The following is a 22,921-nucleotide window of genomic DNA, read 5'->3' as shown; positions in this document are numbered from 1 at the left end:
CCAAATAAATCAAGGGGTTAGCTGATTAGCTAGCCCCTTGTTTTTTGTATTTGGCACAATTTTGGCACAGTAAGAAAAAAATTGGCACAGTTGCCGACAGCAAATCTCAACACGCAGCGGACGAGCTGAGGCGGTTGAAAATTTTGCAAAACCATCCCATATTTTTGTTGATGACGCGGGGTGGAGCAGTCCGGTAGCTCGACAGGCTCATAACCTGTAGGTCGCAGGTTCAAATCCTGCCCCCGCAACCAATTTCAAGGGCTTGGCCTCGCGGCCAGGCCCTTTCTGCGTGTGAGGCAACGTGACCGATGGAGCGGTCATATCTACCCGATTTGCTTCATCCATCGGTCATTCGAGGCGATCCTACGGATTGTACCGAGGGGCATTCGCGCAGAATCCACTTGCAGTCGCACAGCATCAAAAACTTGCAGGCGCGCAGATTGCTTGTCTTCAGACTAGCTGACATCCACCGTTGCAGTGCTCACGGGATTGCACAGGCATTCGCAGCAATCGACAGATGCCGCCATCCACAGTGAGCCCGTCCGTCCCACTGTAAGAACTTACAGGGTCAGGCCAAACTTTGGCGGATTTCTGCCGACCTCCATAAGACTAAGACCATTATGTCAAATGAAAGGGTCTGCTCATGGATGGAGAGAACATCCTGACAATCGACCAGCTGGTTTCGGCCTTTCCAGCCTTTGGCGAAAAGACTGTCCGCTGGTGGATTTACAACGGCAAGAGCAATGGTTTCGAGGCCTGTCTCATTCGTATCGGGTCCCGTATCTACATCGATCGGAACCGGTTCATCGAATGGATCAAGAGCCACCGCCCTGTTCGAGATGTCCCAGATGACTTCTCGAAGTCGGAGGAAGAGCTCGAAGCCATTGAATAGGCCTTCAGACAGAATGATTGGAAGCTGGACCGCATCGGTGGAGGTACCACCGATGCGGGATTCCACGCTCATCGATGGTAAGGGTTGGGATTATAGTGTGGCTGCCCGTTCTCGTCCTTGAACAAATCGTCGGTCAGATAATTGATCTTAGCCGCGCTCACCACCTGTTGCCCCTGAAAGAATAGCAACTGCGCATCCGAAGGCAGGCTCATGACTTCATTCGGCGTTACCAGTGGACGCTCGCCCGTGCCCGTTGCCAAGCTGGCTGGCTTGAACACGACACCGCTCTCGCTGGAATAGCTGATATGCGGGATCGTCGTTGACCCGCACATATGGCTCACCAGCTGTGCTGTCTCGAAGTCCGATACACCGAAGAACTGCTTGACCGTGCAATTCGCGATGATCGATTCCGCCTTGTCGCCATAGGTGGCAACCAGCTGCTTCAAATCCTGAGCGAACAGCCAGAAATTGATGCCGTATCCAGCCATGTAGGTGATACCGTCTTCGACGACTTTCATGCGTCCGAGGGCGGGGAACTCATCCAACATAAATTGGACCGGATAATCGCATTTTCCACTGTAGCCCGAGAAGTGCTTGATCAGCGTTCCCATGAACAACCGAATGACAGGTGCGTAGCTATCCAGTTTCCCAGGCGGGATTGAGAAATAGACGGTCATCGGCTCAAACAGCATCCTTGGGAGCCGGTAGCTGTTTTTCGACATCATGTGCTTCAGGCGCGGGCTGTCCCAGATCCCCATATGGGAATTGAGCGTACTCATGATGCCATCGCGCACCTTCACATCGGCGCGGAGAAACGTCGAAGCCGCGCGCTGAACCATCGCCTGATTGCTGGCGGCCATCTCCGCTAACAGCAGGTCGAATTCTTCCTGTTCCTGGGTCAGCAAATGACGCAACTGCCACATGGTCCGCTCTTCTTCGGGCAGCGTGTTCACCATGTGGAGAATCACCCCACTCAGAAGATTCTTTGCCTCACTGTTCCAGAATTCCTCATTCTGCGTCCGCTCTGGCAACAGCAGTTCGGCAAAGGTTCTTGCTTCCTCCCAAGCGTCTTCATCGTCTTCTTCGATGAAATCGAAGGGGTTCCAGAAATCCGTATCACTTTCAAAAGGTGCAAACCTGAGCACACGGTGTCCTAGTCGCCGACGCCAATCTGACGTCACAGCGTAGAGCTCCCCCTTCACGTCGTTCACGACCATCGAGCCTGTATAGGTCATGAGGTTCGGTATGACGGCCGACACACCCTTGCCCGATCGCGTCGGCGCAATCGTCAAAATGTGGCCATCCCTTTCAAGTACATTGACCGCGAACTTCCCGTTGAAGCCCGACAAACCCAGCAGCCGGAATGTCCTTTGCTCATCGGCAGCGACCCGTTGCTGGAAGGTTTCCCCCGACATGCCGATACCCGCAGCAATCATCTGCTCGGGGATCATGAAATAGGCCGAGCCGTAGGTCTGCTCCCACGGAGCGCCATACGGCTTCTTTCCTTCAGCAGCCTGCCGAGCGAGACCTTGCCGCTTCGCCTGATTGTAGCTGTCTTTATACACAGCGCCGAGGCTTCGAAAGTATGCGGGAGAGAGGAACACCAATGCGACAATCGCTGCGATGACGATCAGAACAATGAGCCCGTCCATCGTTCAACACGCCCGCGCCATTGAATAGTCTTCGCGGTGCAGTTTGCATTGGCACATTTACATTCTCCTCTAGCTTAAGCCGATGGCCTCTCTTTCTTGAAACGATGTCTCAGCTGAGCATCCGGCATAATCGTAAGCATTCCGTTGCGGTTGGCAAATCTTCGCCCATCCTTTGCCTGATGCCGTGCTTGGCGGCCTTTCCCTTGTGATGGCTGTCTAGCGTCCGGTTGACTTCCGGCGCGCAAAGGCGCGGCGGCAGTTTCTTCCCCGCCGTTCCAGAACGGCTCCTCGCGCCGCTTCGCTTCAAGAAACAGCCTTCTTGCCCTCGTTCGCTTCGCTGCCGCCCTTCGGGTGCGCGCAGCCAGCCCGTCCGCTTGGTCGAGCCTCACGAAAGGCCGCGATCAAGCGCGGCCTCCAACAGCAAAGGAGGCAAGACCAATGACAACCAAAACGAAATCACGTCGCTCACGACGCACCAATGTGGAACGCCGCGACGTTCATCAGCAGGTGACGGATAACATTATCGCCGCGATCGAAGCGGGCGCAGGTGAATGGCAGATGCCTTGGCACCGCTCAGGCAAAGGGCTCAATCGCCCGGTCAATATCGATACGCGCGCGCATTATCGGGGCGTCAATATCCTCAATCTCTGGGTCGCGGGCGAAGCCCGAGGCTATACCGAAGGCGTCTGGGGCACCTATCGCCAGTGGCAGAACCGTGGTTGCCAAGTCCGCAAGGGTGAGAAGGGCTCGCTTGTCGTTTTCTACAAGGAGCTGGAGTTCGAGGACCAAGATGCCGACACTGGCATGACCTCGACAGAAACCCGCCTGATGGCGCGGGCGTCTACCGTCTTCAACGCGGAACAGGTCGATGGCTATGAGCGTGAACCGCTCCCCATGCCGGAGAATCCCGCAACGCCGATTGAGCAGGCTGAAGCCTTTGTAGCTGCGAGCAAGGCTCTTGTGCGTCACGGCGGCGGACGTGCCTACTACAATCCCAATCAGGATTTCATCCAGATGCCCGAGCGTGAACGATTTCTCGGCACCGATACCAGCACGCCAACTGAGGCCTACTATGGAACGCTCCTTCACGAGCTGACCCACTGGACGGGGCACAAGAACCGCTGCGAACGGGAGTTCGGCAAACGCTTCGGTGACGAAGCCTATGCCATGGAAGAGCTGGTCGCTGAGCTGGGGGCGGCGTTCCTGTGCGCTGACATCGGAATTTCACCGCAGCCACGGCCCGACCATGCAGCCTATGTGGATCACTGGCTGAAGGTTCTGAAGGCTGACAAGAAGGCCATCTTCACTGCCGCGTCGCAGGCCTCGAAAGCCGCCGACTTTCTGGCTGGGCTTCGCGAAAAGGCTACTACAGCTGACCAGTTCGAGGCCGCCGCTTAGGCGGCCTCATTTCATGCTTTGAAACCCATCAGTCTCCCGTGAAACGTATGTCATTGTTCACTTTCTGTTCTTAAATGGGTATAATACAAAAAAGACGGGAGACTACATGAGGTCAGGATTGGCGGGGCACGTTACTTTCATTGTTGATACAAATCTGTTTTTAGAATGTCGCAATCTAAGCGATATTCCTTGGCACGAACTCGGCTTTGCCTCCATTGATCTGCTTGTTACTCCTACAGTCCAACAAGAAATTGACGCGCACAAAAAGAATAGAAACGGACGGACGTATAAAAAGGCTCTCGCTGCGGCGAAGCAAAATAGAGAATTGGCGATCAGCGGAGCTGAATTCCTTGTAATTCAGGAAGAAATGCCGCGCGTTTTGCTGAAGTTGATGCCATCCTCAGGGATTGATCCGGATTTGGCCCCAGAGCTTGATCGGAAGATGAACGATAACGTTATTATCCTGGGAATGCTGCAATTTTGCCGTGAGAACGCGGAGGCCGACGTTCGTCTCCTTACGCATGACACCGGACCAATGGTCACTGCTCGGAGCCATCGCCTCCCGTATTTGCCGATACCAGATACCTGGCTCTTGAATGAGCAGGACGATCCTGTCGTCCGAGATAATAAAAAGCTCCGAGCAGAAATTAAGCGGTTACAGTCTCAGGAGCCATGCATTCGAGTTGAAGCACAAGACGGAATGGGGGCGGTCGTCGATCGGATAGTCGATATTTTGGACTTCTACCCGCCGCTGACTGGTGGACAGGTTGATGCGCTGATGGATGAACTAGAGACTTTGTGTCCTGTTGAAACAGATTTTGGCTCCGCCGAAACCGTCCCAAAGCCAATTTATACGGGATTGTGTCATCAGTTTCTCGACACCGAATTCAAGCCCGCAGCAGAAAGCATAATTGAGGAATACTCCAAAGAGCTGTATCCTAAATGGCTTGCTGAGTGCCGGAATTTCCTTGATAAGCTGCATCTTAACCTAAACGGCAGAGCGAGCTTGCCGAACATCGCGTTTAAGGCTGAAAATACCGGGACCCGGCCAGCGGCGCGCTGTCTTATTCGGTTTACCGCTTCGGGCAACTTTGAGATCGAGGTTCCCTCACAAGAAGATGAAGAACCGTCGTGCAAATCGACTCGGGAACTCGCTCTTCCTAGGCCCCCCAAGCCCCCGCGCGGAGAATGGACTACGTCATGGGCGGGCGATGCTGTCAGAAGCCTAGCTACGATGATGGCGTGGAGTAATGACCCCTTTGGCCTAAATTCGCCTCATTCAAGTCTGGCAGACCGCTTGCATTTGGCGACCCAAGTCTCGGCACGAGATCCTGACGGCTTTTATTGGAAAGAGGGGAAACCCTTGATTCCGAAAAGCGAGATCGCGCTCACCTGTGAAAATTGGAGACACGGGCTTGAACCGGAGTTGTTTGATTTCCGCATCGTTCCAGCCGGTGATGAGAAGATAACAGGTGCTATCGAATGCGAAATTCATGCTGAAAACCTGACCGACCCCTTTCGTATTAAAATTCCTATTTCGATTGAATTGGTCGAACAATCTACACACGATGTAGCTCGCAACCTCTTGGGTCGCCTCCAGCCCCTCAGCTTCTCTGAAGACCGGAGTTAGGTCCGCAGAAGCTCACCAAGTGGTATATCACTCTATGCGCCACAGCGTATAAAATCACTTTATACGCTATAACGCATATTGACGCTGTATACGCTCTGACGTATAATTCTCAAAACAAGTGGGAATTATGCCATGGCGGAACTCGTCAGATCACCAAAGCAGTTAGGCGTCGCATTGCGGCGTTTTCGGCGCACGCACAACCTTACCCAGGCCGAACTGGCCAAGCGGGCAGGGGTGCGGCAGGGCACCATCTCTCAGGTGGAAACTGGGCTCGAAACGGTCAAGCTGACCACAGTCATGGACATACTGCGCGCGCTCGACCTTGAGGTCGTCATTCAGCCGCGCACCAAAGGCTCGCACAGCGACATTGAGGATATGTTCTAATGGCGCGCGCGCGCAAAAGTGCCCGCCTTTCGGTCGCTCTCAACGGGCGGCCTGTCGGCGTGCTCGACCGCGCAGCGAATGGCGCCATCTCGTTTGTCTATGACAAGGAGTGGCTCGCGGACGAACGCCGCGCCATTCCTGTCTCGCTTTCCCTCCCACTGCGGGAAGAACGCTATTCAGGGGCGGAGGTGTCGGCTTTCTTCGACAATCTCCTTCCTGACAACGACCAGATCCGGCGCAAAGTCGCCGAGAAGGTCGGGGCGGAAGGAACTGACGCCTTCAGTCTGCTCAACAAAATCGGCCGTGATTGTGTGGGCGCTCTACAGTTTGTGCCTGAAGGGGGCGAGATTACCCCACCAGGGCCACCGGAGTGCGCCCCTCTCAGTGATGCCGACGTGGCCGACATCATTCGCAACCTTGCCACGTCGCCGCTGGGCATTCGTCCCGATGGAGAGCGCGAGCTTCGTATCTCTATCGCGGGCGCTCAGGAGAAGACCGCGCTGCTCTGGGATAATGGCTGGTGTTTACCCAAGGGGACGACACCCACCACGCATATCCTAAAGCCCGAACTGGGCAAGCTGCCCAACGGGCTGGATATGACCCTCAGCGTTGAGAACGAGCATTTTTGCCTCACGCTCTGTCGGGAGCTTGGGCTCGATGTGGCGCAAAGCCAGATCGTCACTTTCGACGATGTGCGCGTGCTTGCCGTCGAGCGCTTCGATCGCTTGAAGGCCAGCGATGGCCGCTTGCTGCGCGTGCCGCAGGAAGACTTCTGTCAGGCGCTCTCCGTGCCGCCCACCATCAAGTACAATAGCGATGGCGGTCCTGGCATTCGGGAATGCCTCAACCTGCTCAACGGAAGTGACTATGCTGAAGAAGATCGCCTTGCTTTCCTCAAGGCGCAGGTCGCCTTCTGGTTGATTGGCGCACCCGACGGACATGCGAAAAATTTCAGCCTCTTCCTCACGCCCGGTGGGCGATACCGCATGACGCCGCTCTACGACATTATGTCCACGCAGCCGAACTACGCTGCAAAACAACTTCAGCGGAGGGAGTTTCGTCTCGCCATGGCCGTCGGCGACAAGCGCCATTATCACATCGACGAAATCATGCCGCGCCACTTCCTGCAAAACGCGAAGGCCGAAGGTGTGGCAGAAGAGAAAGTCGAGGCGCTCTTCGCGGAGTTGGCCAAGGAAACCGGCAACGCGATTGATCGCGCCATCTCACAAATGCCGAAGGGCTTTGCGCCCGATATTGTCGAACCCATCGCTGAGGGGGCTCACTCGCGGGTCAGTCGCATCGAGCAGCACCTTGAGCTTGCGAAAGAAGCGACCTCCTGACGTGGATATCGAAACTGTAAGAGCACGCGCCCAGAGGGCTATATCTCCTCTGAAAGCGGCGGATGCCAGCACATGCGCGCCGAAAGGATTTCTCTTCAACGCCAAGCGCACTGACGCCGGACGCACGCTGCCACCATACTATCTGGTCTACTTCCTTCTCGTCGATTTGCTGGGCTTCAAGAATCTCGGCCAATTCGAAAAGGTGGCCTGGTCCGTCCCCGTGGAATACGATGGTCAACCCTTCCTCGTGGAACACCGCAAATTTGGGCTGGGCGTGTTTGCAGCCAATGTGCCCGAGGACGAAGCGGCTGCGACCGAAATTGTCCGATTGATCCATAAGGCCACCAAAGCGGCCCAACCGTATTTTGATTGGAGGGCCGAACAGGCCGCAAAGGCCTCCAAACTCAATGTCGTCAACCGCTCGCCAGAGCTGTTTGAACGGCTGAATTTCTACCTCGATCTTTATGATGATCGGCAACGGGAAGCGGACGCACGGAAGGCCGAGAAGGTCGTCACTGATCTCAGCAAAATGAGCTACACGATCGCTTTTCCATCCGCCGAACTTTATCGCGAAGCCAAATGGCTTGGACTCTCTGCCATCGAGTGTTTCTTCAGTTGGACTGAGCACGTCTTCATCCACATCGCTATTCTTCGCGGTAGCTGCGCGACGGGTGAGGATGTCGCCAAGCTCGCAAAGGCGGAATGGTCCGAGAAATTCAAGGCAGCGCTGGATATTGCAGACCCCACCACGAAGCGATTTTACGATCAGCTCGCAATCGTACGGCGTCAGCTTCGCAACTTCGTTGCCCATGGGGCATTCGGGAAAGACGGCGAGGCGTTTCATTTCCATTCCACCGCCGGGGCTGTGCCGATGCTTTTACCCCATCGGCGTGATCGCTCGGCTTTGAAGTTTGGGCAGGGCGTTGATTTCGTGGCCGCCGAGGCCATCGCGCTCATCCGTGATTTCATTGACCATCTTTGGTCCGGCCCGCGTGAGCCTGCGAAAATCCACATTCAGGACTATGGACTGCCGCTCAACCTTACCAAGGTGGTCAATGGCGATTATGCGCGTGCCATGGCTTCAGTCGAGGCCATGGAGAGTTATGCGGATTACCAAGCGCACCTGAACGATCGCTACGCCAACATGGATTTTTGACGGGGACTAAAGCGGCGGCTGTCGCAATGCCTCCTTGCCGTGCAGCGCGTTCAGCTTTTGTCTGTTTGAGACCAGCGCCGCCAAATCTCCCTGCGCGCTTTGAACCCTGGCAGGCTCGTGCAGCATAACGCCCGTTCGGCACCGATGAGTCTTACGACGGCATCGCAGCGGGCTTCATCAATTCTCATTCGGCCTTCGCTCAACGCTCGATAGACCGCTTCGACGTATCCGCCGTTGGGCAATTCCGCCTGCACCTGGGGGTGCAGCAGAAGGTCAAGTGACCATGCAGCCGTGCTTTCGCGGACCAAGATCGCAGCGCTTTTTCGGCCTTTGCCATCGTCGATGACGGGGCGGAAGCCACTCGTGGCTGCTAGCGCAATCGTAGCCGCCTCACCGTCACCCAAAGACGGCGAGGCAGTCGTCAGCTTACCGAAAACCTCCCATCCGGCGTCGTCGAGAGACACAGCTCGCGCGACATTCTGCGCGAGGATGTCTTGGATGAACTGATGCTCGCCATTGGTCCGGCTCGTCTCGTGGCTTAACTCCCGCACCACAACGTCAGGGATGGCAATTTCGTTCGGAATAGCAGTGAGAATCCGCACGCCATGGGAGCAGGCGTGCAGGTTTATCAGTACGCTCGTATCAAGAACCAGCGGCGTTAAATCATCAGCGAGGGAGCTTGAACAGGTCATCCGTTTCGCTCTCCTCCAGTTCGAATTGATCGAGCAGGGCGCGCAAATCCAGACGCCGAATGTTCAACAGCTCCGCTAATTGCCCCTCCGACATAAGTTCGCGCTTCCAAGCAGCATATGCCATCAAGCCCATCCGATGCGACACCGGTTGGTCTGCGTCGTCCTTTATCGGGTCAGCTTTCGTGGCTGCATTGCCCAGCACATCGCGCGCCTGTGCATTAGTTATCCCGCCGTTGGCTTCAAACCACGCCCAAATGCCTTTTTTCACCAGCCCCAGTTCTTCCAGCCGGCGCACGCAGGCTTCGCGGGAAATGTTGTGCTGGTGGGCCAGCAAAATCACATGCCTTCGAGTGAGGGAGTCCGAACCAGCAATAAGCTGGCGAAACGCCTGCTCGAAACTCTTGCGGGGGGTCAGGAATGCTCGCCCAAATGCGTTCGCATACCGCTCTTCACGCGACAGGAATTGCTCGTTCTCTTCGAGAACTTCGGGGGCCTGCCGCGTGCCAATGAAATGTCCTAGCTCGTGTGCTGCTGACTGGACACGACGCTCCCACGGATGATTGGCATTCAAGAGAATGCACGCGCCCAAATTCTGGTCAAAAGTGAACAGCCCTGCGACTTTGGATTTAGATGACAGCCGTCGCTGGTACAGCCGGATGCCGAGATCCAGCTCCATCAGCGTGAAGATGTCCGCAATCGGACCTGAGCCCAAGCCAAGCCAGTCGCGCAGTCCTTGCGCATGGCTCTCGGCAAGCTCAATCACATCGCCGTCATTGATACCTCGTTCCGGCGGGTAATTTTTCGGACGCTCTATACCGAGTATGTTCTCGAGCTCGACTTCCGCTTTCACCAGATCGTTTAGAAGCTTCACGGCTTCGCCCGTGTGGTCTTCCTCGGTTTCGCGGAGGCGACGGAAGCGTGGCACAAGGTCGGTGTGCACCGCCTCTCGTCTGAGCAACGCATTGACCGAAACGCCGTAGTGGTTGGCTAACGCCTGAAGTTCTTGAATGCGAACCCGCCGGTCGCCCTTCTCGATGGAAACGAGAGTCGGGCGAGACATGCCAATCACCTTAGCCGCCTCGTCCTGACGTATTTTCACGTTTTCACGGGCAAGGCGAAGGCGACGACCGATTTCTTGTGCGGTCAGATCATTGAGATCAGCCATAACGGCCTCCCTTCGTCCATAGTGTTAGAAAACTCTCATCCCCCTGAGCTGCGACGAATGCTGCCCATTCCTCTGAGTGCCGGTTCAGCATGTCTCGGAGATTCGATTGAACGTCGACCATCGATGTTCCGAGAGCTTCCGCCAGCTCAAGCACGTAGGGCTTATGCTTCGCGTCCGGCTCTGCCGCGAAATCCGTAAGCTGTTGCAGGTGCCGCGTCCCCATAAATCCATACTCGTACAGGGTCGAAGTCGGCTGGAAACTGTTCTGCTTTGGTAGAGCACTCTCAAAGCGCGAGGCTTGAAGGTCAGAGACGCTGTACGCCGCTAGAGGCTCTTCGACGCCAGCGGCGTGCAAGCTCATGCGCCGAAGCTGGCAAGCGGCACATATACCACATTGGCGCGGCTTACCGCCACCGACACGGACATTGTGTCGTTGCTGCCAGCATGAACGAGTATTGATGACCTGTTCGGCGCTCACGCCCGGTTTTGCCAGAAATGCCGCTATCGTCTGACCTTTGGTATGCCACAGCCGAGGCTGCTCATAAGTTAGGTCAACACCCAGCAAGGCTTTGATGAACTTCTCCATGCGACGAAAGAAGGTGGGGTAATTGCGATAGTCGGGGTAGATATTCCGCAGCGGCAACAGCACGGGACCAAGCGCCCCTTGGCCACTTTCTGGCACGATGATGCGGCTGACCTTGGATAGGTGAGCCGCGATCGCGGTGATCGCTGCGAATTTGAAGCCGCGAGAACGGGCGCTGTCTTCCTGACTGGGCTTCACAGTCACGTTGAACGGCAGCCGGTCAAATGGCTGCTCGTCTTTGCGTCGTCGCGCCCGGTATTTCGAGACATGAACCCGCACCGCCACATCGTTTTCGTTGTAGAGCCCAGATACGCACCATGAGTCCAAGCCCTCGCTATAAGCGATGGCGAACTCTTTCCTCTGGTTCGGGAAGAGGGGCGGTTGACGGTCTTTGTCACTCGCGGGCGCTTCGTTTTGCACGAAGGTAAATCGCCAATCATCGCCGGTCAGATGCCGCAGGGTATCGCGGAGATGTTGCTGCACATTAGCATCAAGCCAGGTCGCAAGCTCTAACACCGGAATCGTTGCGTGTATTGGCCGCGACCACTGACGAGCGCTCCGCGCCCAGCGGCGGTCAGCATACTCGACCGCCGCGCAAACAATCAGCAAGTCGTGATGAATGTCTTTCCAGCCCTCATATGAGTAGCTGTCAAAGATATCCTTATCGCACTTTATCTCCGATCCTATGGTGGCGAAGACGCACTCTTTACGCCCGCGACGCGGCGCTTGCTTGCCAGTCTCAAGAATATGGAGATGGCGCTCCGAAACTTTCTGAAAATCACTAATCACATTCACAACTTGGGCCCTTCATCTAGACCTTCTTTTTTCTTAACGTCCTCTTTGAACGCGCCTCTGTTGCCCTCCTTGAGAGCCTCCAAAATTCGATTTCGGTCGATGCCTTGGAGAGCCTGATTGCTCCCCTCAACAAACCTATCGAACTGATCTTTTCGCATTTCGCCGCTTTGGTGAGCTTCTAGACAAGCCTCATGAGTACGGGTGCGAAACTCCCCGATACCGCTTTCAAGCGCCGCTCCGAGGCCGTTATCTATTGCCGCCTGCGATGCCTCTCCCTCGTGAAGTCGAAGTCCGATTTCACGTTGTAGGTGATCGCCAAACTCTGACTTCGGGCAGGCGTCGAATATTGCTTTGATCGACGCTTTTGGATCGAGGTCAAGCTGGCCATCTTGGCCGTATGCTCGGAGGGCCCGAATGAGCGCTTGGGTTTCGCGCAGAATACCACGCAGGATTGCGTCGTTCGCAAGGGCGCAACGGGTTTCGTGATCGACGGCGTCAGTCTGAACGGCTTCAGCGAACCGCTTAGAGCGGCTGTCGAGCTTTAGATTCTTGAATGGGCCGTCAGTCATTTGCACCCTCCTATGTTTACAATATGGGGGTATAAGCTGACAAAGTCAAGCTATATGATAAAAAAGCTGACATTATGCTTTTGCCGATGCCTTTTGGGGGTGGGGAACGCCTTCCCCTGCCTGCAACCGCCGCAAGCAGATTCTTGCGCCGTTTTCCGTCACCCCTTCGAGCGGGGAGACCCCGCAACGCCCCCGGTTTGTTACAGTGCCAATGGATTTCGACATCAAAACCGAAAATCGGTACAGCACTAAAGCCGAAAAATTATACAGGACGGGATGGTCGCAGCGCGAGCGCTGCGGCGTTCTTTGCTTGACCCTCACCTTCGAGCTTATGCCAGCCACGACCGCTTGCAAGGTCGCCGTCCGCCGCTGCCCGCGACTGTGATCGACTGGGTGGCTTAGGCCACCATTCGGGTGGCGGCGGATTTCACCCCTTCGAGCCAGCTTATGGCTGCCCCGTGCGGGGCGGTTTTCTTGCCGCTTATCGTTGGGCTGGCGCTCGCATCACCTTGGATACTGCTGTCACCGATTGTGACGCTCGCCGCTGGGCAGAGGGTCAGGCGCGATCGGCTTTGCCGATTGGGCGGGTCGGCATGGAGCCGACCTGTCTTTCGCCTTGAACCATCAAGGAGGACTGCCCCCATGAAATTAATTACTAAAGACCAACGGCTCGAGCTTTTAACGAACGGCCTGCTGAACGCACGACGCTTAGCTGAGGGCGAAGAAATCGTGCACGTCAAGCCTGTCGTGAGGCTCTTTGCACCTTGGAACGCAGCCACATGGCTGCTTTCCGAAATTGACCCTGAAGACGAAGACATCGCCTTCGGTCTGTGTGACCTCGGCATGGGCTGCCCCGAGCTTGGCTCGGTGCGCCTAAGTGAGCTGGAAAGCGTGCGCGGCCCTGCTGGGCTGCGCATCGAGCGCGACCGCCACTTCAAAGGCGAGGATTGCCTCTGGGTTTATGCGCGCGCGGCAACCGTCGCAGGGCGCATCACCGAGGACACGCGCGCGCTCAATGCCGCCCGCGACCAAGTCATGAACGACCTCAGAAAGGAGGCGCGGGCATGAGTAAGACCATGAGCACGACTAATCGAAGGGCGGTCGAAATCCATCAGATAGACTGGCAGGGGTATCGCATCGAGGTGCGCTACTGCCCCAGCTGGTCGCCATCCTACGAGGAAATCTACGGTGAGCGCATGGCGCACCTGGAAATCAGGGTGCTTGATGAGCCTCGCAGTCCGCTGCCCATGACCGAGACGGGGTATCGGTCTCATTTCATCCACGCCAAGGCCATCGAGCATGAAGGAGGCCCTGTCGCCTATGTGCGCGCTTGGCTGGAAGAGGAGGCGAAGTCGCCCAAGTGGAAGGAGCTGGAAGCTGCCTCGCGGCAAATGTCGCTTCTATAATAGCTTCCATGGCCTGAATTGCCCGTCTCAGCCCAATGCTGAGGCGGGCTTTTCTTTGTCGCAGAATGTGGAGGAGGGCGCGGCGAAGAGGTCGCATCATGGCTACCGTGTCCAAAACGCCGCTTTCCACGTCGGTTTTTGTCGGTGGGATGGCGTCTCTGAGGATCCTTTCGACTTCTGGCCGAAGTCGCCCTGGCCTTTACTTACTGGCACCCTTGCGGGGGCGGCGTCCGATGCAACGGTGCGCTCGCCAGTTTCTTCCCCGTCGCCTGACGGCGACTTCCTCGCGGAACAAGAAACAGTCCGCTTCCCGTCCTTCACTGCGTTTCGTCCCTTCGGGTGCATTCGTCCGCCTGAAGCCCCCGCCCTTTGGTTGCCAGAAAGGCCGAACGACCCCGGCCACAACCAAAATCGAAAGGACGAGACCAATGGCTTACACCAACGAAAAACACCTCGACATGAGCTGGGATGAATACACCTACGAAGTGGACATTATGCTGATTGCCGAATTCGGCGAACCCGCCACCCACGAACAGCTTTGCGACATTACCACCGCCTACAACAACGGCGTTGCACCGGGAGATGTGTTCTCAGCCATGGCCGAGGCTCAATATGGCAACGAATATGACGACCGTTTTGAAGGCTTCGGCACTTGGATTGGCGCAGCCGCTTAATCCGCACCGCTTTCAATAAAAAAACCGCCCCCATTTCTGGAGGCGGATTATCGAGAAGTGTGGCTCGGGCTACTTATCAAGGGGCAGGCCGTAGCCCATGATGGCCATGAAACCTGCGACGGGTAAGCCAACGACGATCAGAAACGGATCATCAAACCCATGGAGGAACGTCAGGTATGTCATGAAGCCAGCTGGTAGACCAAAGGCAGTCCCTACGAACCAGGCGTTCTTTTCGAGATAGGCGATAAACAGGGTCGCAAGAACTCCTGCGATGTAGAACGGTGCGTAGAACATCGTCTCGGTTGCTAGACCGGCGCAGAACCATAGCAACACCAACGGTGCGCTGAACCAATTATTGTCAATCGTCATAATAATTCCAGCCGTACTCTTTCCAAAGCAGGCTCTCCATAAGAAGAAAATATAGATTTCGGGAAAAGAGAAGAAGAAATAGTCTGAGTTAAATATATATTTTTATAATATAATTTCAACCATTTTTGCAGTTGTGAATTTTAATTCCATTCTTTTAGCGCACAGACGCATCAAATCCCTCTCAGGAATGAGAGGGCTTTTCTTTTGCTGGTGAGGTTAGCGGCGCATGGTCAGGATGAAGATGCAGCCTTTGGCAACCAGTGCAGCGAATGGTGCATCCGGCAGGATGTCGGGATGCAGGTAGACGACGAAGCAAGTGATGCCATCGCCGCTGGGGCGAGGCTCGGCATGGCCGACCGGCTGGCCGTCAATGCTGGCAATAAGAATGCCCTTGCTGTCAGACGCAAAGGTCAGGCGCGCCTGAGTGGTTGAAGTGCGAATGATGCCAGTCAGGCAATCACCGTCTTTGAGGAAAGTGCCGAGGATTGGCATGAGCTTACCCTTTCGTTCGTTGCTGCAACCTCCGCAGTGGCGGTCGCTCGCAAAGAAACAGGGATGGTCACTCAGTCATGCCACCGATGACACAATCAGCGGGGAACCCCTCCGCCGCCCGAATGGGCGAGCGGGACGGGGTTGGCGGGGCTGGGGGCTATCGCATATCTGCGACAGGCGATCCGTCAAATGTGGGAGGTTGGGAACGAGCAGGCGCAAAGCTCTTGTTACGCGGTGCGATCCGATGGTGTTGCGCTGGCTAGGGCACTCAGCACCAATCTCTCATCCGTTCTGATAACGACTATCAGAGCGAGGCTTGATTGCCTTTGGCGGGATGCGGGGGCGTCATGTCGGGATCGAAACTATCGCGGCTTCGCTCGATGGCCGTCACTGAGCTTTCAGATCGACGGGCGGTGCAGGGGTGTCTCTCAGGGGCGTTTTGTCCTGGCCGCATCCCATCGCTGCCTTTCCTCACATGGCCAGTCATTGATCCCGTCGCCAGTCGCCGCAACGGCGCACTTGCCAGTTTCTTCCCCTGACCTTCAGTCATTCCTCGCGAAACAAGAAACAGGCCGCTTGCCGTCCTCCACTGCGTTTCGGCCCTGCGGGTGCAGCGCCCGGCTGAGACGGTCTCTCATTTTGGCCATGGAAAGGCCCGCGACGGTCGCGGGCTTCCGAACCAAAACAGGAGACACATACCATGACCACCATCGCAACCTTTACCAAAACCGAGACCGGCTACATCGGCGAAATCCACACGCTGGCTCTGAAATCGAAGCTGACGCTGAGTCCCGCAGACAACACCAAGGGCAAGGCTCCCGACTTCCGCGTCATCGCTGAAGACGGCATCGAGATCGGCGGCGCTTGGAAGCGCAAGAGCAAGAGCGGCAACGCTTACCTCTCAGTTCGCCTCGACGACCCGAGCTTCACCGCTCCGGTTTACGCCAACCTCATCGAGCGTGACGGCCAGCACCTGCTGATCTGGAAGCGATAATGCCCCGCCGCCAGCCCGTCGTCCGACCTTGATCGGAGCGACGGGCGACGTGGCCAATAAACATAATCGGAAGGAACCGAACCATGACTGAAACCCAAAAACCTGAACTTGTCGAAATCACCATCGAGCAGCTCACTGTCTATCGCTACCACGTCGAGATGGGCGATGATGTGACCGACCCCGAAGCCATCGCACTGGAACGCTTTCGTGCTGGCGAGCTGCCGGATGCTGGCCCAGCTGAGGGCGAGGAGCACGAGCTCACCACCTACTTTGTTGGGCCTGTCGAGCCAGAAGCCGAGCCTTCATTGACCTACGATCAGTGGTGCGAAAAGTATCGCCCCATCGCCAATGAGCTTTGCCAGGGCGCGCCCTACGACGGGCTCATGTTCGAGACCTATGGTGCCGAACAAGAATACGTTCGCCGTCAAAATAGCGAGTGCATTTGGACACTGGTTCAAGCTGAAGACGAGCTTGTCATTTTGAGCGGCTGGCACCTCGTGAACCGCCTCGGCTACTTCATCACCGAGCGTCCTTGGGGCGGGCTTGAGGTGGCTGAAGTTACGCTGGACTGATGCCATGCGAAAACCGCCCCCATCGCTGGGGGCGGTTTTTCAACTGCCGGGTGTGGCGTCCAATTATGCGTAAGAAATACCGGCAGATACGTTTCCGCCAGTCTCCATATTGAACCAGTTGCAGAATGATGTCGTTATTTTGATAATAAGCTCTTCATCGTCTTCAACAAATTGCTCAAAAGGCGTTTCAAGAAACGCTGAAAGACCCAGGCGCACCGCCTCAACAACATCGTTTTCAGAAATCAAACGCCGCGCGGCAACCATTGCATAGTCATCAACTATCTTTCTGAGAGATTCACTATCAGGCGCGCCATTTTGGATGAGCCAATCCAATGTTTCTTTGGCCAGGAAATCAGAAATAACTTCTTCTTTTTTGTCCGCAATTAACCAATTCCATACAGTTGTGGGTAAATCACATTCGCGCAAATCAATTATACTCATAACGATATCCAGAAATTAAAATAGCCGAGAGTAAAAACTCTCGGCTATATTTTACGTTATTTCCAGTTGTTTAACCAACTCTTTTTCTTACCGCCTTTCGCGAAAAGTCCATGGCCATGGGTCTTCCCGCTTTTGTGGTAAGTTCTCTTGCCGGAAGAGAAGATGCTGCTTTTGCCGCCTGGTTCGAGGGGGAAGTGGAATTTTTCCGTTCTGCCCGAGGGGCCTTTCGTCCACTCTGCGAGCGTTTTCCCGCCTTTTCCGCGCACAATAAGGCTCTCGTTAGCCCATGGGCGTTTCTTCTTTGACATAGTTTGTTCCTACGAATGTCGTAAGGTTTAGAAAAAATGCAGAAGATGAAGTTATTTGTTTATATATTGGCATTTTTTTCAAAAATTCAATTGAACAAAAACCGCCCTCATTGCTGAGGGCGGTTTTCCGATATCAGTTTTTGTAGACGTCAGCGAGGCTGAGGCCGGTCATTGCGCCAATGCCATTATGAGGCATCGGGTCCGAAAGGCCTTTGCCCAACCGGCGAGTGGTGACGTATCCAACGGCAAAGCCGGTGCCGAAAGCTGCCATGTGCAGCAACGGGATGATGGCCAGGCCGAGGACGAATGAAAGCAGGTTAAATTCAAGTTCCATAGCAAAATGCCGCGCACGTTTCCGTGGCGGTTCCCTGTGTTTGAGGTTTGTGAAAATCAGCGTTCAAGCGCAGGCATAAGCCATGGCGTTTGAAACGGTACTGAAGGAGTGTTGATACCTAAGGTGTGGTCACGATTCTGAACCGCTTCAACCCCCGCATGTCAGTTTTTTCCGCCGCGCTTCCGCTCGCCGCGCGGCTTTTTTGGGCCGCCTCTAGGGGTGTCAGGTGTGGCCTGGTGATTTCTCCTGACGGTGTTGCGGCTCTATGTGGGGTGTTGTTCGTTGCTGGGGCTTGTGGCCTCTTGCTGTTTTCGTATGCGTATTATAGAGTGTTTCTGCGGCTTATAGCGTTGTCGTTTCTGCTATTTTCCATACAGCAGGGAGGTGCTTTGCAGCTCACGCTGACGGCAAGATGTATTTTCGCATACGAAAACCCTTTGCCCCTGACGGGCGCGGGTTTTCTAGCGAAAAGGCTCTTATGGCATTCGACCATCCCTTCGGGAGGTCTCAAGCCGAGCTCCCATCTTGCGCTTGCAGCGGGCTTGAAGGGCTGCCCAGGCACCTTGTGAAATGGCATTGGAGGTAGCCCATGGCGCGACCCAGAAAGGCTCCAGAAGACCAGCGCACCCGCGTGCTCAGCGTGCGGCTGACGGCTGATGAATACGCCCGCGTGGAGGCCATGGCGCGAGACGCTGGAATGCTTGCTGGACCCTATGCCCGCACCACCATTCTGGACAAGCGGCCGCGCTCCAAACCCGTGACCAATCTGGTGTTCGAAAAGCTCCTCTACGAGCTGACATCCATCGCCACGAACTTCCGCCAGCTTCACGATGCGACCGGCGACGAACGCTACCTGAAAATGGCGCGCTACGTTGGCGGTCACATGGTGGAAAGGCTGCTTGGTCGGAATGATCTCATCGGCCTCATCGAGGAACAACTCGAACCACTCAACGGTGCTGGTCATGCAATCAATGGGCTTGCCCGCCGCGCCAACTCAGGTGCTGACCTTGACCCCGAAGATCGCAAATGGGCCATGCAAGGTTTGAAGCTGGCGCTCGCACCGTTGGAAGAAGCGCTGGGCGAGGGCAGTCAAGAGACAGACGGGTAGGGGAAGGATGCGGTTCAAGATTCCATCCAAGCAGCCTGCTGCCTTTAAATCATCGGCGCTATATCTGGCGGGCCGCACAAACGGGCTCTCCACTGATCGCGTGGCATGGATGGAAGCCCGAAACCTTGAGACGACCGATCCCTTGGCCGCGTCCGCCATCATGGAAGCGACCGCCGCGCAGAACCTTCGCTGCAAGAAGCCTGTCTATCATTTTGTCCTGTCCTTCGATCCGAAGGATGCGCGACGGGGCAAGCTACCGCCAGAAGTGCTGCGTGAGATTGCGGGCGAGGCCATCGAGCGCATGGGGCTGACCGAGCATCAGATGCTTGTCTATGCCCACAAGGACACCAAGCATCCCCACATGCACTTCCTGATAAACAGGGTGCATCCTACCATCGGCAAAGCTTTCGACCGTCACAATGATGGGCGTAGGCTGACGGAGCTTTGCAGAGAAATTGCCCGAGAGCGTGAGCTCAATATCCCGCGCGATAAGGAACGCATTCGCGAACTAGAGAAGGTGGACGACTTCGATTTGGTCGAAAGCCTCGATACGCCAACAGAGGGTGAATATTGGCAGGCCAAGCGCGAAGAACGAGAACCTCAGATTGCCATGGGCAAGGGTGAGGTCAAAGCCCTACGAGAGAAGGTGCAGGGCCACTTCTATAATGCAAAGGATTGGCATGACCTCACCGCACGGTTGGGGGCGCAAGGCGTCTTCCTGCAACGCAAAGGTCAGGGGCTTGTGCTCGCCAAGGGTGAGCGCTTCGCCAAGCTCTCGCAGATGGGCAAGGGCGTTCGGCTGACCGAGCTGGAGGATCGCTTCGGTGAGCGGTTCGACGTGTTCATGGCCGAGCGCATGAAAGACCTCGCACGGGATGACGCGCCGGAGGCGCAGATCCCAGGCTACGAGAACATGACGCCTGCCGAACAGCGCCGTGCTAAGAAACTTCGCGAAGCCCAGCTTGCCGTTGAGCGCAAGAATGCAGACGCCGTGCTGGAGGTGGATGCCGCTGACTTAGACTACAACTACTGGAAAGGGGTCGAGGCGGTCTATCGGGCTGGTGAGCGTCGCATCTCGCGGCTTGAGCGTGATCGCGGCTGGCTGAAGAAGACGTTGCCGAATTACGAAGCCCGCGAAAAGGCTTCAGAGGCTCAATTCAACCAGTCCTTGTTCGACATCTTCCGCAACCCGGAAAAGGCAGCGGAACGCTGGTTGAAGCTGGAACAGACCTTTGGTGTCGCCGACGCCGAGCGCATGGTGAAGAAAAACGCCAACCTGCTTGGTCGGATGAACGGGGCACGATACCTAGGGGCAGACACCGAGGCGCGAGGGAACGCGAAACGAGCCTTCCGAAAGCTGCATCTGAAACGCCGTCGCTGGCGGGAGCAGCAACTCAAACTTGGGCATCATCGCGACCGTATCGAGGCCAACCGCCGTGCCTTGCGGATTGCACTCAATGACTTCGCCATGCTGCGATTGCGCGCCGATGTGCCGTTTGAATTGCGGGAAATCATGAAGGAGAAGGCGATGCGCCGCGCCAAGGCACTGACGCGCGCCACGGATAAGGCCATTCTCGCCAGCAATCTTGCTGAAGATCGCAAAATGGAATTGCTCCGCGCCCGTCGCACCTACATGGAGCGAAAGCGGGAACGCGAGCGTGACCGGGACTACAATCGCACCCAGGGGCTCGACTATCTGGATCGATAGGCCAAGCTTTTCGCGCTCCTTATTTCTCTTCGAATGGCATATTTAGGCTGAAGTCCCACAGGTCAAGTTTCTGCTGCGTAGAGGTAGGTTTGACTGTCTTCCGTGGCTTATCCAAACTTGGCTGGGGTGGCTTTGCTACTTCTTTGGCGGCTATCGTGATGCGTCCTGTTTCGTGTTCGATAATTAGCCACGGCTCGCCATAGTTGATTGTTATGAATTCTGCTGAGGAAAGACTTTTGATGAGCTGCGAAAATTGACGAAAGTTGACTGAAACTCGCTCGCTCAGACTGCCTAATGCTTTGCACTCAGAGCCAATCGCACCGCTCACGCTATCTTCGAAGGATAGGCGGCGACTTTGCGGAACCGACCACAAGTCAAGGCTCTTGAGCTTCCCAAGCTTTGACAAAACCTCGTGGAGTTCTCTTGGGTTCACGCAAATTGTCATTACAAAATACCAAAATCATAGTTACATTCATTTGTAATAATATAACAAAGCGGTGAGTGCTTTGTCAGCGATTTTCATTCTTGAGCCTCGCTCTTAATTGCCACTCCCACCAGTCGAAGTAGCGGATTTTGCGGGCACGAAAGGCCGGGAAGCCTTGAACGAACACCAGTTGGTTCCTGGCTTTCATCGTCAGAATTTCACCGGTCGTCATCAGCTGGCGCGCGCCTTCAAAAGCACCTGAATGGAAAGAGCCAGCGACGAGATTGAACGGTAGGGACGAGCTTTGGCCTTCTGAGTGCATCCGAACCGTTGCCGTTCCCAACATGTCCGACAGTAGCTTGGCGGTTTCGGGGTCTTGCACGTTGAAGGCCTGCCGCACCGCGCAGTTGGCGATCATCGAGCGCGCTTTCGGATAGGTCTTCTGGAGCTGATCCAAATCTTGCACGAACAACCACAGTTTCGCGCCATATCCGGCCAAATAGCCAATGCCTTCCTCGATAGGGCGCATATACCCAAGCGCTGGCAGCTCATCGAGCATGAACAGCACCGGCTGAGCTGGCTTGGCCATGTTCCGTGTCATCGCCACGGTGGCCAGGCCAGTCATTAGCCGCAGGAATGGGCGGTAGGCTTCGAGATACTCTGGCGGCACTATGATGAACACCGAACCCACATCATCCTTCAGGCTCTCAAAGCTGAAGGATGAGCGTTCCGTTGCTGTCCGCAATTCAGGACTCTCGAATAGTTCGGTCGCCCCTTGTGCCGTCGAGATTACCGCCGACCGTTCCTTCGGCTCTTTCTGACTAAACCCGCGCGCAATACGGGCGACGTTTTCCTGATGGCTCATTGCCATCTTCGCCAGCAGCAGTTCGAATTCCTCGCTGTCCTGCATCAGCAGGTCACGCAGCGTGCCGAGGTTCTGCTCCAGCAAGTCCCAATGGTGCCTGATATAGAGAAGCAGGCCGGTGATAAGCGTTCGCGCTTCGCGTTCCCAGTGGTTCGGCTGGGCGTGTTCGGGCACCACCAGCATTTCGGCGATGAGGCGTGCGTCATCGACCTCATAGGCAGTCGTTATGCGGATGAAATCGAGCGGGTTGAACGTCGCGCGGTTCGCCTTCGCGCCGCCGAGTGGTGCAAGCTCGTAAACTGGCCCTAGGGTTGCGCGGTATGCGCGGGCAATGTCGCTGTTCTCACCCTTGATGTCGGTCACAACCACCGAGCCTTGGTAGTCGAGCAAATTGGGAATGACACAGCCGACACCCTTACCGCTTCGCGTTGGTGCGAAAGTCAGCAAGTGGCCTTCACCTCGGTAGCGCAACATTCGGCCATGCTTGCGGCCCAAAATAAGGCCCTTGCCGGTCAGCAGCTTACCCTTTCGGGCATCCGCCAGCCCCGCGAAGCGCGCCGAACCATGGGTGTCAGGCTTGTAGAAGACGGCAGAAGCCGTGCATTTTGCAAGATAGCCAGCAAGACCAAGCACAGCGGCCATGATCCCGCCAAGCCACGCGGGTGGCGCGAAAAGGGCATAGCCAGCTAGTGCGCCGACAATCGGCAGAAGTTTCCAGCAAAGGGTCAGCATCGCGTAGAGCGACAGGATAAGGGTGCGTATGAAGCCCATGACAAAAGCCTCCAGTTTGTTGTTTCTGAAGACTTCTGCACCGCAACCCGAACCGGAAAACTGGACGGAACCAGCCAGACTGACTGATTACTGTCCATGATGGTCAGAATGGCAATTTTGACGCACTACACGCTGACAATGGCGAAATTTTCTTGGTTATTCCGATAATTTCCCGTATTTTCTACGAGGAGATGACCGA

25 protein-coding genes and 2 tRNA genes (1 of these 27 cut by a window edge) are annotated in these 22,921 nt (G+C 55.8%); 15 read left to right on the top strand and 12 right to left on the bottom strand.

The window, feature by feature from the left end; translation table 11 throughout:
* The 3 genes from DY252_RS21245 to DY252_RS21235 form a co-directional block, all read left to right on the top strand.
* A tRNA-Met gene (locus DY252_RS21245) sits at positions 1–3 on the top strand; it begins 74 nt to the left of the window's first position.
* 171 nt (positions 4–174) lie between these two features.
* A tRNA-Met gene (locus DY252_RS21240) sits at positions 175–251 on the top strand.
* Between the two features lie 392 nt (positions 252–643).
* Positions 644–892 carry a hypothetical protein gene (locus tag DY252_RS21235; protein WP_129542786.1) on the top strand — a complete coding sequence of 83 codons (249 nt, stop codon included), beginning with the start codon at positions 644–646 and terminating at the stop codon, positions 890–892.
* A gap of 68 nt (positions 893–960) precedes the next feature.
* Here DY252_RS21235 and DY252_RS21230 read toward each other — a convergent pair whose 3' ends face one another.
* On the bottom strand, positions 961–2,544 hold the full coding sequence (locus DY252_RS21230) for a type IV secretory system conjugative DNA transfer family protein (protein WP_064790234.1): 1,584 nt from the start codon (positions 2,542–2,544) through the stop codon (positions 961–963).
* A 438-nt stretch (positions 2,545–2,982) separates the two neighbouring features.
* On the opposite strand from DY252_RS21230, the gene DY252_RS21225 reads away from it, so the two are divergent.
* The 5 genes from DY252_RS21225 (at position 2,983) to DY252_RS22625 (ending at position 8,452) form a co-directional block, all read left to right on the top strand.
* A complete protein-coding gene (locus DY252_RS21225; RefSeq protein WP_064790238.1) occupies positions 2,983–3,942 on the top strand; it encodes an ArdC family protein in 960 nt (319 codons plus the stop codon).
* Between the two features lie 106 nt (positions 3,943–4,048).
* On the top strand, positions 4,049–5,572 hold the full coding sequence (locus DY252_RS21220; protein ID WP_064790240.1) for a PIN domain-containing protein: 1,524 nt from the start codon (positions 4,049–4,051) through the stop codon (positions 5,570–5,572).
* Positions 5,573–5,704: 132 nt separating this feature from the next.
* On the top strand, positions 5,705–5,956 hold the full coding sequence (locus DY252_RS21215; RefSeq protein WP_064790242.1) for a helix-turn-helix domain-containing protein: 252 nt from the start codon (positions 5,705–5,707) through the stop codon (positions 5,954–5,956).
* Positions 5,956–7,296, top strand: a complete 1,341-nt coding sequence (locus DY252_RS21210) for a type II toxin-antitoxin system HipA family toxin (RefSeq protein ID WP_064790244.1) — start codon at positions 5,956–5,958, stop codon at positions 7,294–7,296. The genes DY252_RS21215 and DY252_RS21210 overlap by 1 nt, the downstream gene beginning before the upstream one ends.
* 1 nt (position 7,297) lies before the next feature.
* A complete protein-coding gene (locus DY252_RS22625; protein WP_064790246.1) occupies positions 7,298–8,452 on the top strand; it encodes a hypothetical protein in 1,155 nt (384 codons plus the stop codon).
* Between the two features lie 50 nt (positions 8,453–8,502).
* On the opposite strand, the gene DY252_RS21200 is transcribed toward DY252_RS22625, so the two are convergent.
* The 4 genes from DY252_RS21200 to DY252_RS21185 are packed head-to-tail and all read right to left on the bottom strand — an operon-like array spanning position 8,503 to position 12,256.
* Positions 8,503–9,144, bottom strand: a complete 642-nt coding sequence (locus tag DY252_RS21200; RefSeq protein WP_064790248.1) for a PIN domain-containing protein — start codon at positions 9,142–9,144, stop codon at positions 8,503–8,505.
* Positions 9,119–10,309: a helix-turn-helix domain-containing protein gene (locus DY252_RS21195; RefSeq protein ID WP_064790250.1), complete on the bottom strand. Its 1,191-nt coding sequence runs from the start codon at positions 10,307–10,309 to the stop codon at positions 9,119–9,121. The genes DY252_RS21200 and DY252_RS21195 overlap by 26 nt, the downstream gene beginning before the upstream one ends.
* Positions 10,302–11,687, bottom strand: a complete 1,386-nt coding sequence (locus DY252_RS21190; RefSeq protein ID WP_082923591.1) for a 7-cyano-7-deazaguanine synthase — start codon at positions 11,685–11,687, stop codon at positions 10,302–10,304. Before DY252_RS21190 ends, DY252_RS21195 begins: the two co-directional genes overlap by 8 nt.
* Positions 11,684–12,256, bottom strand: a complete 573-nt coding sequence (locus DY252_RS21185) for a hypothetical protein (protein WP_064790251.1) — start codon at positions 12,254–12,256, stop codon at positions 11,684–11,686. Before DY252_RS21185 ends, DY252_RS21190 begins: the two co-directional genes overlap by 4 nt.
* Before the next feature lie 642 nt (positions 12,257–12,898).
* On the opposite strand from DY252_RS21185, the gene DY252_RS21180 reads away from it, so the two are divergent.
* The 3 genes from DY252_RS21180 to DY252_RS21170 all read left to right on the top strand — a co-directional run bounded on the left by DY252_RS21180 (position 12,899) and on the right by DY252_RS21170 (position 14,336).
* Entirely contained in the window at positions 12,899–13,324 is a 426-nt protein-coding gene (locus tag DY252_RS21180; protein WP_064790254.1) for a DUF2958 domain-containing protein, read from the top strand.
* On the top strand, positions 13,321–13,662 hold the full coding sequence (locus DY252_RS21175) for a hypothetical protein (RefSeq protein WP_197482601.1): 342 nt from the start codon (positions 13,321–13,323) through the stop codon (positions 13,660–13,662). The genes DY252_RS21180 and DY252_RS21175 overlap by 4 nt, the downstream gene beginning before the upstream one ends.
* Positions 13,663–14,090: 428 nt before the next feature.
* Complete coding sequence (locus DY252_RS21170) at positions 14,091–14,336, top strand: hypothetical protein (RefSeq protein ID WP_064790256.1); 246 nt, start codon at positions 14,091–14,093, stop codon at positions 14,334–14,336.
* A gap of 69 nt (positions 14,337–14,405) precedes the next feature.
* Here the strand turns inward: DY252_RS21170 and DY252_RS21165 are convergent, their stop codons facing one another.
* Both DY252_RS21165 and DY252_RS21160 read right to left on the bottom strand, forming a co-directional pair.
* The gene (locus tag DY252_RS21165) at positions 14,406–14,705 is read right to left on the bottom strand and encodes a hypothetical protein (RefSeq protein WP_064790258.1); all 300 of its coding nucleotides are present in this window, start codon (positions 14,703–14,705) and stop codon (positions 14,406–14,408) included.
* A 216-nt stretch (positions 14,706–14,921) separates the two neighbouring features.
* Complete coding sequence (locus tag DY252_RS21160; protein WP_064790265.1) at positions 14,922–15,197, bottom strand: hypothetical protein; 276 nt, start codon at positions 15,195–15,197, stop codon at positions 14,922–14,924.
* 700 nt (positions 15,198–15,897) lie between these two features.
* Between DY252_RS21160 and DY252_RS21155 the strand changes: the two genes are divergently transcribed.
* Positions 15,898–16,191: a DUF736 domain-containing protein gene (locus DY252_RS21155; protein WP_064790267.1), complete on the top strand. Its 294-nt coding sequence runs from the start codon at positions 15,898–15,900 to the stop codon at positions 16,189–16,191.
* An 83-nt stretch (positions 16,192–16,274) separates the two neighbouring features.
* Positions 16,275–16,763 (top strand): hypothetical protein, encoded by a 489-nt coding sequence (locus DY252_RS21150; protein WP_064790269.1) that lies wholly within the window; start codon positions 16,275–16,277, stop codon positions 16,761–16,763.
* 63 nt (positions 16,764–16,826) lie between these two features.
* On the opposite strand, the gene DY252_RS21145 is transcribed toward DY252_RS21150, so the two are convergent.
* The 3 genes from DY252_RS21145 to DY252_RS21135 form a co-directional block, all read right to left on the bottom strand.
* On the bottom strand, positions 16,827–17,204 hold the full coding sequence (locus DY252_RS21145) for a hypothetical protein (protein ID WP_064790271.1): 378 nt from the start codon (positions 17,202–17,204) through the stop codon (positions 16,827–16,829).
* A gap of 56 nt (positions 17,205–17,260) precedes the next feature.
* Positions 17,261–17,512, bottom strand: a complete 252-nt coding sequence (locus tag DY252_RS21140) for a hypothetical protein (protein ID WP_064790273.1) — start codon at positions 17,510–17,512, stop codon at positions 17,261–17,263.
* Positions 17,513–17,645: 133 nt separating this feature from the next.
* Entirely contained in the window at positions 17,646–17,846 is a 201-nt protein-coding gene (locus tag DY252_RS21135; RefSeq protein ID WP_064790275.1) for a hypothetical protein, read from the bottom strand.
* Between the two features lie 589 nt (positions 17,847–18,435).
* On the opposite strand from DY252_RS21135, the gene DY252_RS21130 reads away from it, so the two are divergent.
* On the top strand, positions 18,436–18,954 hold the full coding sequence (locus tag DY252_RS21130) for a plasmid mobilization protein (RefSeq protein WP_129542785.1): 519 nt from the start codon (positions 18,436–18,438) through the stop codon (positions 18,952–18,954).
* 7 nt (positions 18,955–18,961) lie between these two features.
* Positions 18,962–20,662 carry a relaxase/mobilization nuclease domain-containing protein gene (locus tag DY252_RS21125; RefSeq protein WP_064790280.1) on the top strand — a complete coding sequence of 567 codons (1,701 nt, stop codon included), beginning with the start codon at positions 18,962–18,964 and terminating at the stop codon, positions 20,660–20,662.
* 19 nt (positions 20,663–20,681) lie between these two features.
* Here DY252_RS21125 and DY252_RS21120 read toward each other — a convergent pair whose 3' ends face one another.
* Together DY252_RS21120 and DY252_RS21115 are read right to left on the bottom strand one after the other, a co-directional pair.
* Positions 20,682–20,990, bottom strand: coding sequence for a hypothetical protein (locus DY252_RS21120; protein WP_129542784.1), 309 nt, complete (start codon positions 20,988–20,990; stop codon positions 20,682–20,684).
* A gap of 181 nt (positions 20,991–21,171) precedes the next feature.
* On the bottom strand, positions 21,172–22,722 hold the full coding sequence (locus DY252_RS21115) for a type IV secretory system conjugative DNA transfer family protein (RefSeq protein WP_064790282.1): 1,551 nt from the start codon (positions 22,720–22,722) through the stop codon (positions 21,172–21,174).
* Between the last annotated feature and the right edge of the window lie 199 nt (positions 22,723–22,921).

The organism is Thalassospira indica (assembly GCF_003403095.1).
GTDB lineage: Bacteria > Pseudomonadota > Alphaproteobacteria > Rhodospirillales > Thalassospiraceae > Thalassospira > Thalassospira indica.
Note: the sequence above shows the minus strand (reverse complement) of the source record. Positions and strands in the feature narration are given on the sequence as shown.

What these genes read in the sequence shown, in the direction of transcription:
- DY252_RS21235 (WP_129542786.1), top strand. Translation starts at nt 644, where the DNA reads ATGGATGGAGAGAACATCCTGACAATCGACCAGCTGGTTTCGGCCTTT.
- DY252_RS21230 (WP_064790234.1), bottom strand. Translation starts at nt 2,544, where the DNA reads ATGGACGGGCTCATTGTTCTGATCGTCATCGCAGCGATTGTCGCATTG.
- DY252_RS21225 (WP_064790238.1), top strand. Translation starts at nt 2,983, where the DNA reads ATGACAACCAAAACGAAATCACGTCGCTCACGACGCACCAATGTGGAA.
- DY252_RS21220 (WP_064790240.1), top strand. Translation starts at nt 4,049, where the DNA reads ATGAGGTCAGGATTGGCGGGGCACGTTACTTTCATTGTTGATACAAAT.
- DY252_RS21215 (WP_064790242.1), top strand. Translation starts at nt 5,705, where the DNA reads ATGGCGGAACTCGTCAGATCACCAAAGCAGTTAGGCGTCGCATTGCGG.
- DY252_RS21210 (WP_064790244.1), top strand. Translation starts at nt 5,956, where the DNA reads ATGGCGCGCGCGCGCAAAAGTGCCCGCCTTTCGGTCGCTCTCAACGGG.
- DY252_RS21200 (WP_064790248.1), bottom strand. Translation starts at nt 9,144, where the DNA reads ATGACCTGTTCAAGCTCCCTCGCTGATGATTTAACGCCGCTGGTTCTT.
- DY252_RS21195 (WP_064790250.1), bottom strand. Translation starts at nt 10,309, where the DNA reads ATGGCTGATCTCAATGATCTGACCGCACAAGAAATCGGTCGTCGCCTT.
- DY252_RS21185 (WP_064790251.1), bottom strand. Translation starts at nt 12,256, where the DNA reads ATGACTGACGGCCCATTCAAGAATCTAAAGCTCGACAGCCGCTCTAAG.
- DY252_RS21180 (WP_064790254.1), top strand. Translation starts at nt 12,899, where the DNA reads ATGAAATTAATTACTAAAGACCAACGGCTCGAGCTTTTAACGAACGGC.
- DY252_RS21175 (WP_197482601.1), top strand. Translation starts at nt 13,321, where the DNA reads ATGAGTAAGACCATGAGCACGACTAATCGAAGGGCGGTCGAAATCCAT.
- DY252_RS21170 (WP_064790256.1), top strand. Translation starts at nt 14,091, where the DNA reads ATGGCTTACACCAACGAAAAACACCTCGACATGAGCTGGGATGAATAC.
- DY252_RS21165 (WP_064790258.1), bottom strand. Translation starts at nt 14,705, where the DNA reads ATGACGATTGACAATAATTGGTTCAGCGCACCGTTGGTGTTGCTATGG.
- DY252_RS21160 (WP_064790265.1), bottom strand. Translation starts at nt 15,197, where the DNA reads ATGCCAATCCTCGGCACTTTCCTCAAAGACGGTGATTGCCTGACTGGC.
- DY252_RS21155 (WP_064790267.1), top strand. Translation starts at nt 15,898, where the DNA reads ATGACCACCATCGCAACCTTTACCAAAACCGAGACCGGCTACATCGGC.
- DY252_RS21150 (WP_064790269.1), top strand. Translation starts at nt 16,275, where the DNA reads ATGACTGAAACCCAAAAACCTGAACTTGTCGAAATCACCATCGAGCAG.
- DY252_RS21145 (WP_064790271.1), bottom strand. Translation starts at nt 17,204, where the DNA reads ATGAGTATAATTGATTTGCGCGAATGTGATTTACCCACAACTGTATGG.
- DY252_RS21140 (WP_064790273.1), bottom strand. Translation starts at nt 17,512, where the DNA reads ATGTCAAAGAAGAAACGCCCATGGGCTAACGAGAGCCTTATTGTGCGC.
- DY252_RS21135 (WP_064790275.1), bottom strand. Translation starts at nt 17,846, where the DNA reads ATGGAACTTGAATTTAACCTGCTTTCATTCGTCCTCGGCCTGGCCATC.
- DY252_RS21130 (WP_129542785.1), top strand. Translation starts at nt 18,436, where the DNA reads ATGGCGCGACCCAGAAAGGCTCCAGAAGACCAGCGCACCCGCGTGCTC.
- DY252_RS21125 (WP_064790280.1), top strand. Translation starts at nt 18,962, where the DNA reads ATGCGGTTCAAGATTCCATCCAAGCAGCCTGCTGCCTTTAAATCATCG.
- DY252_RS21115 (WP_064790282.1), bottom strand. Translation starts at nt 22,722, where the DNA reads ATGGGCTTCATACGCACCCTTATCCTGTCGCTCTACGCGATGCTGACC.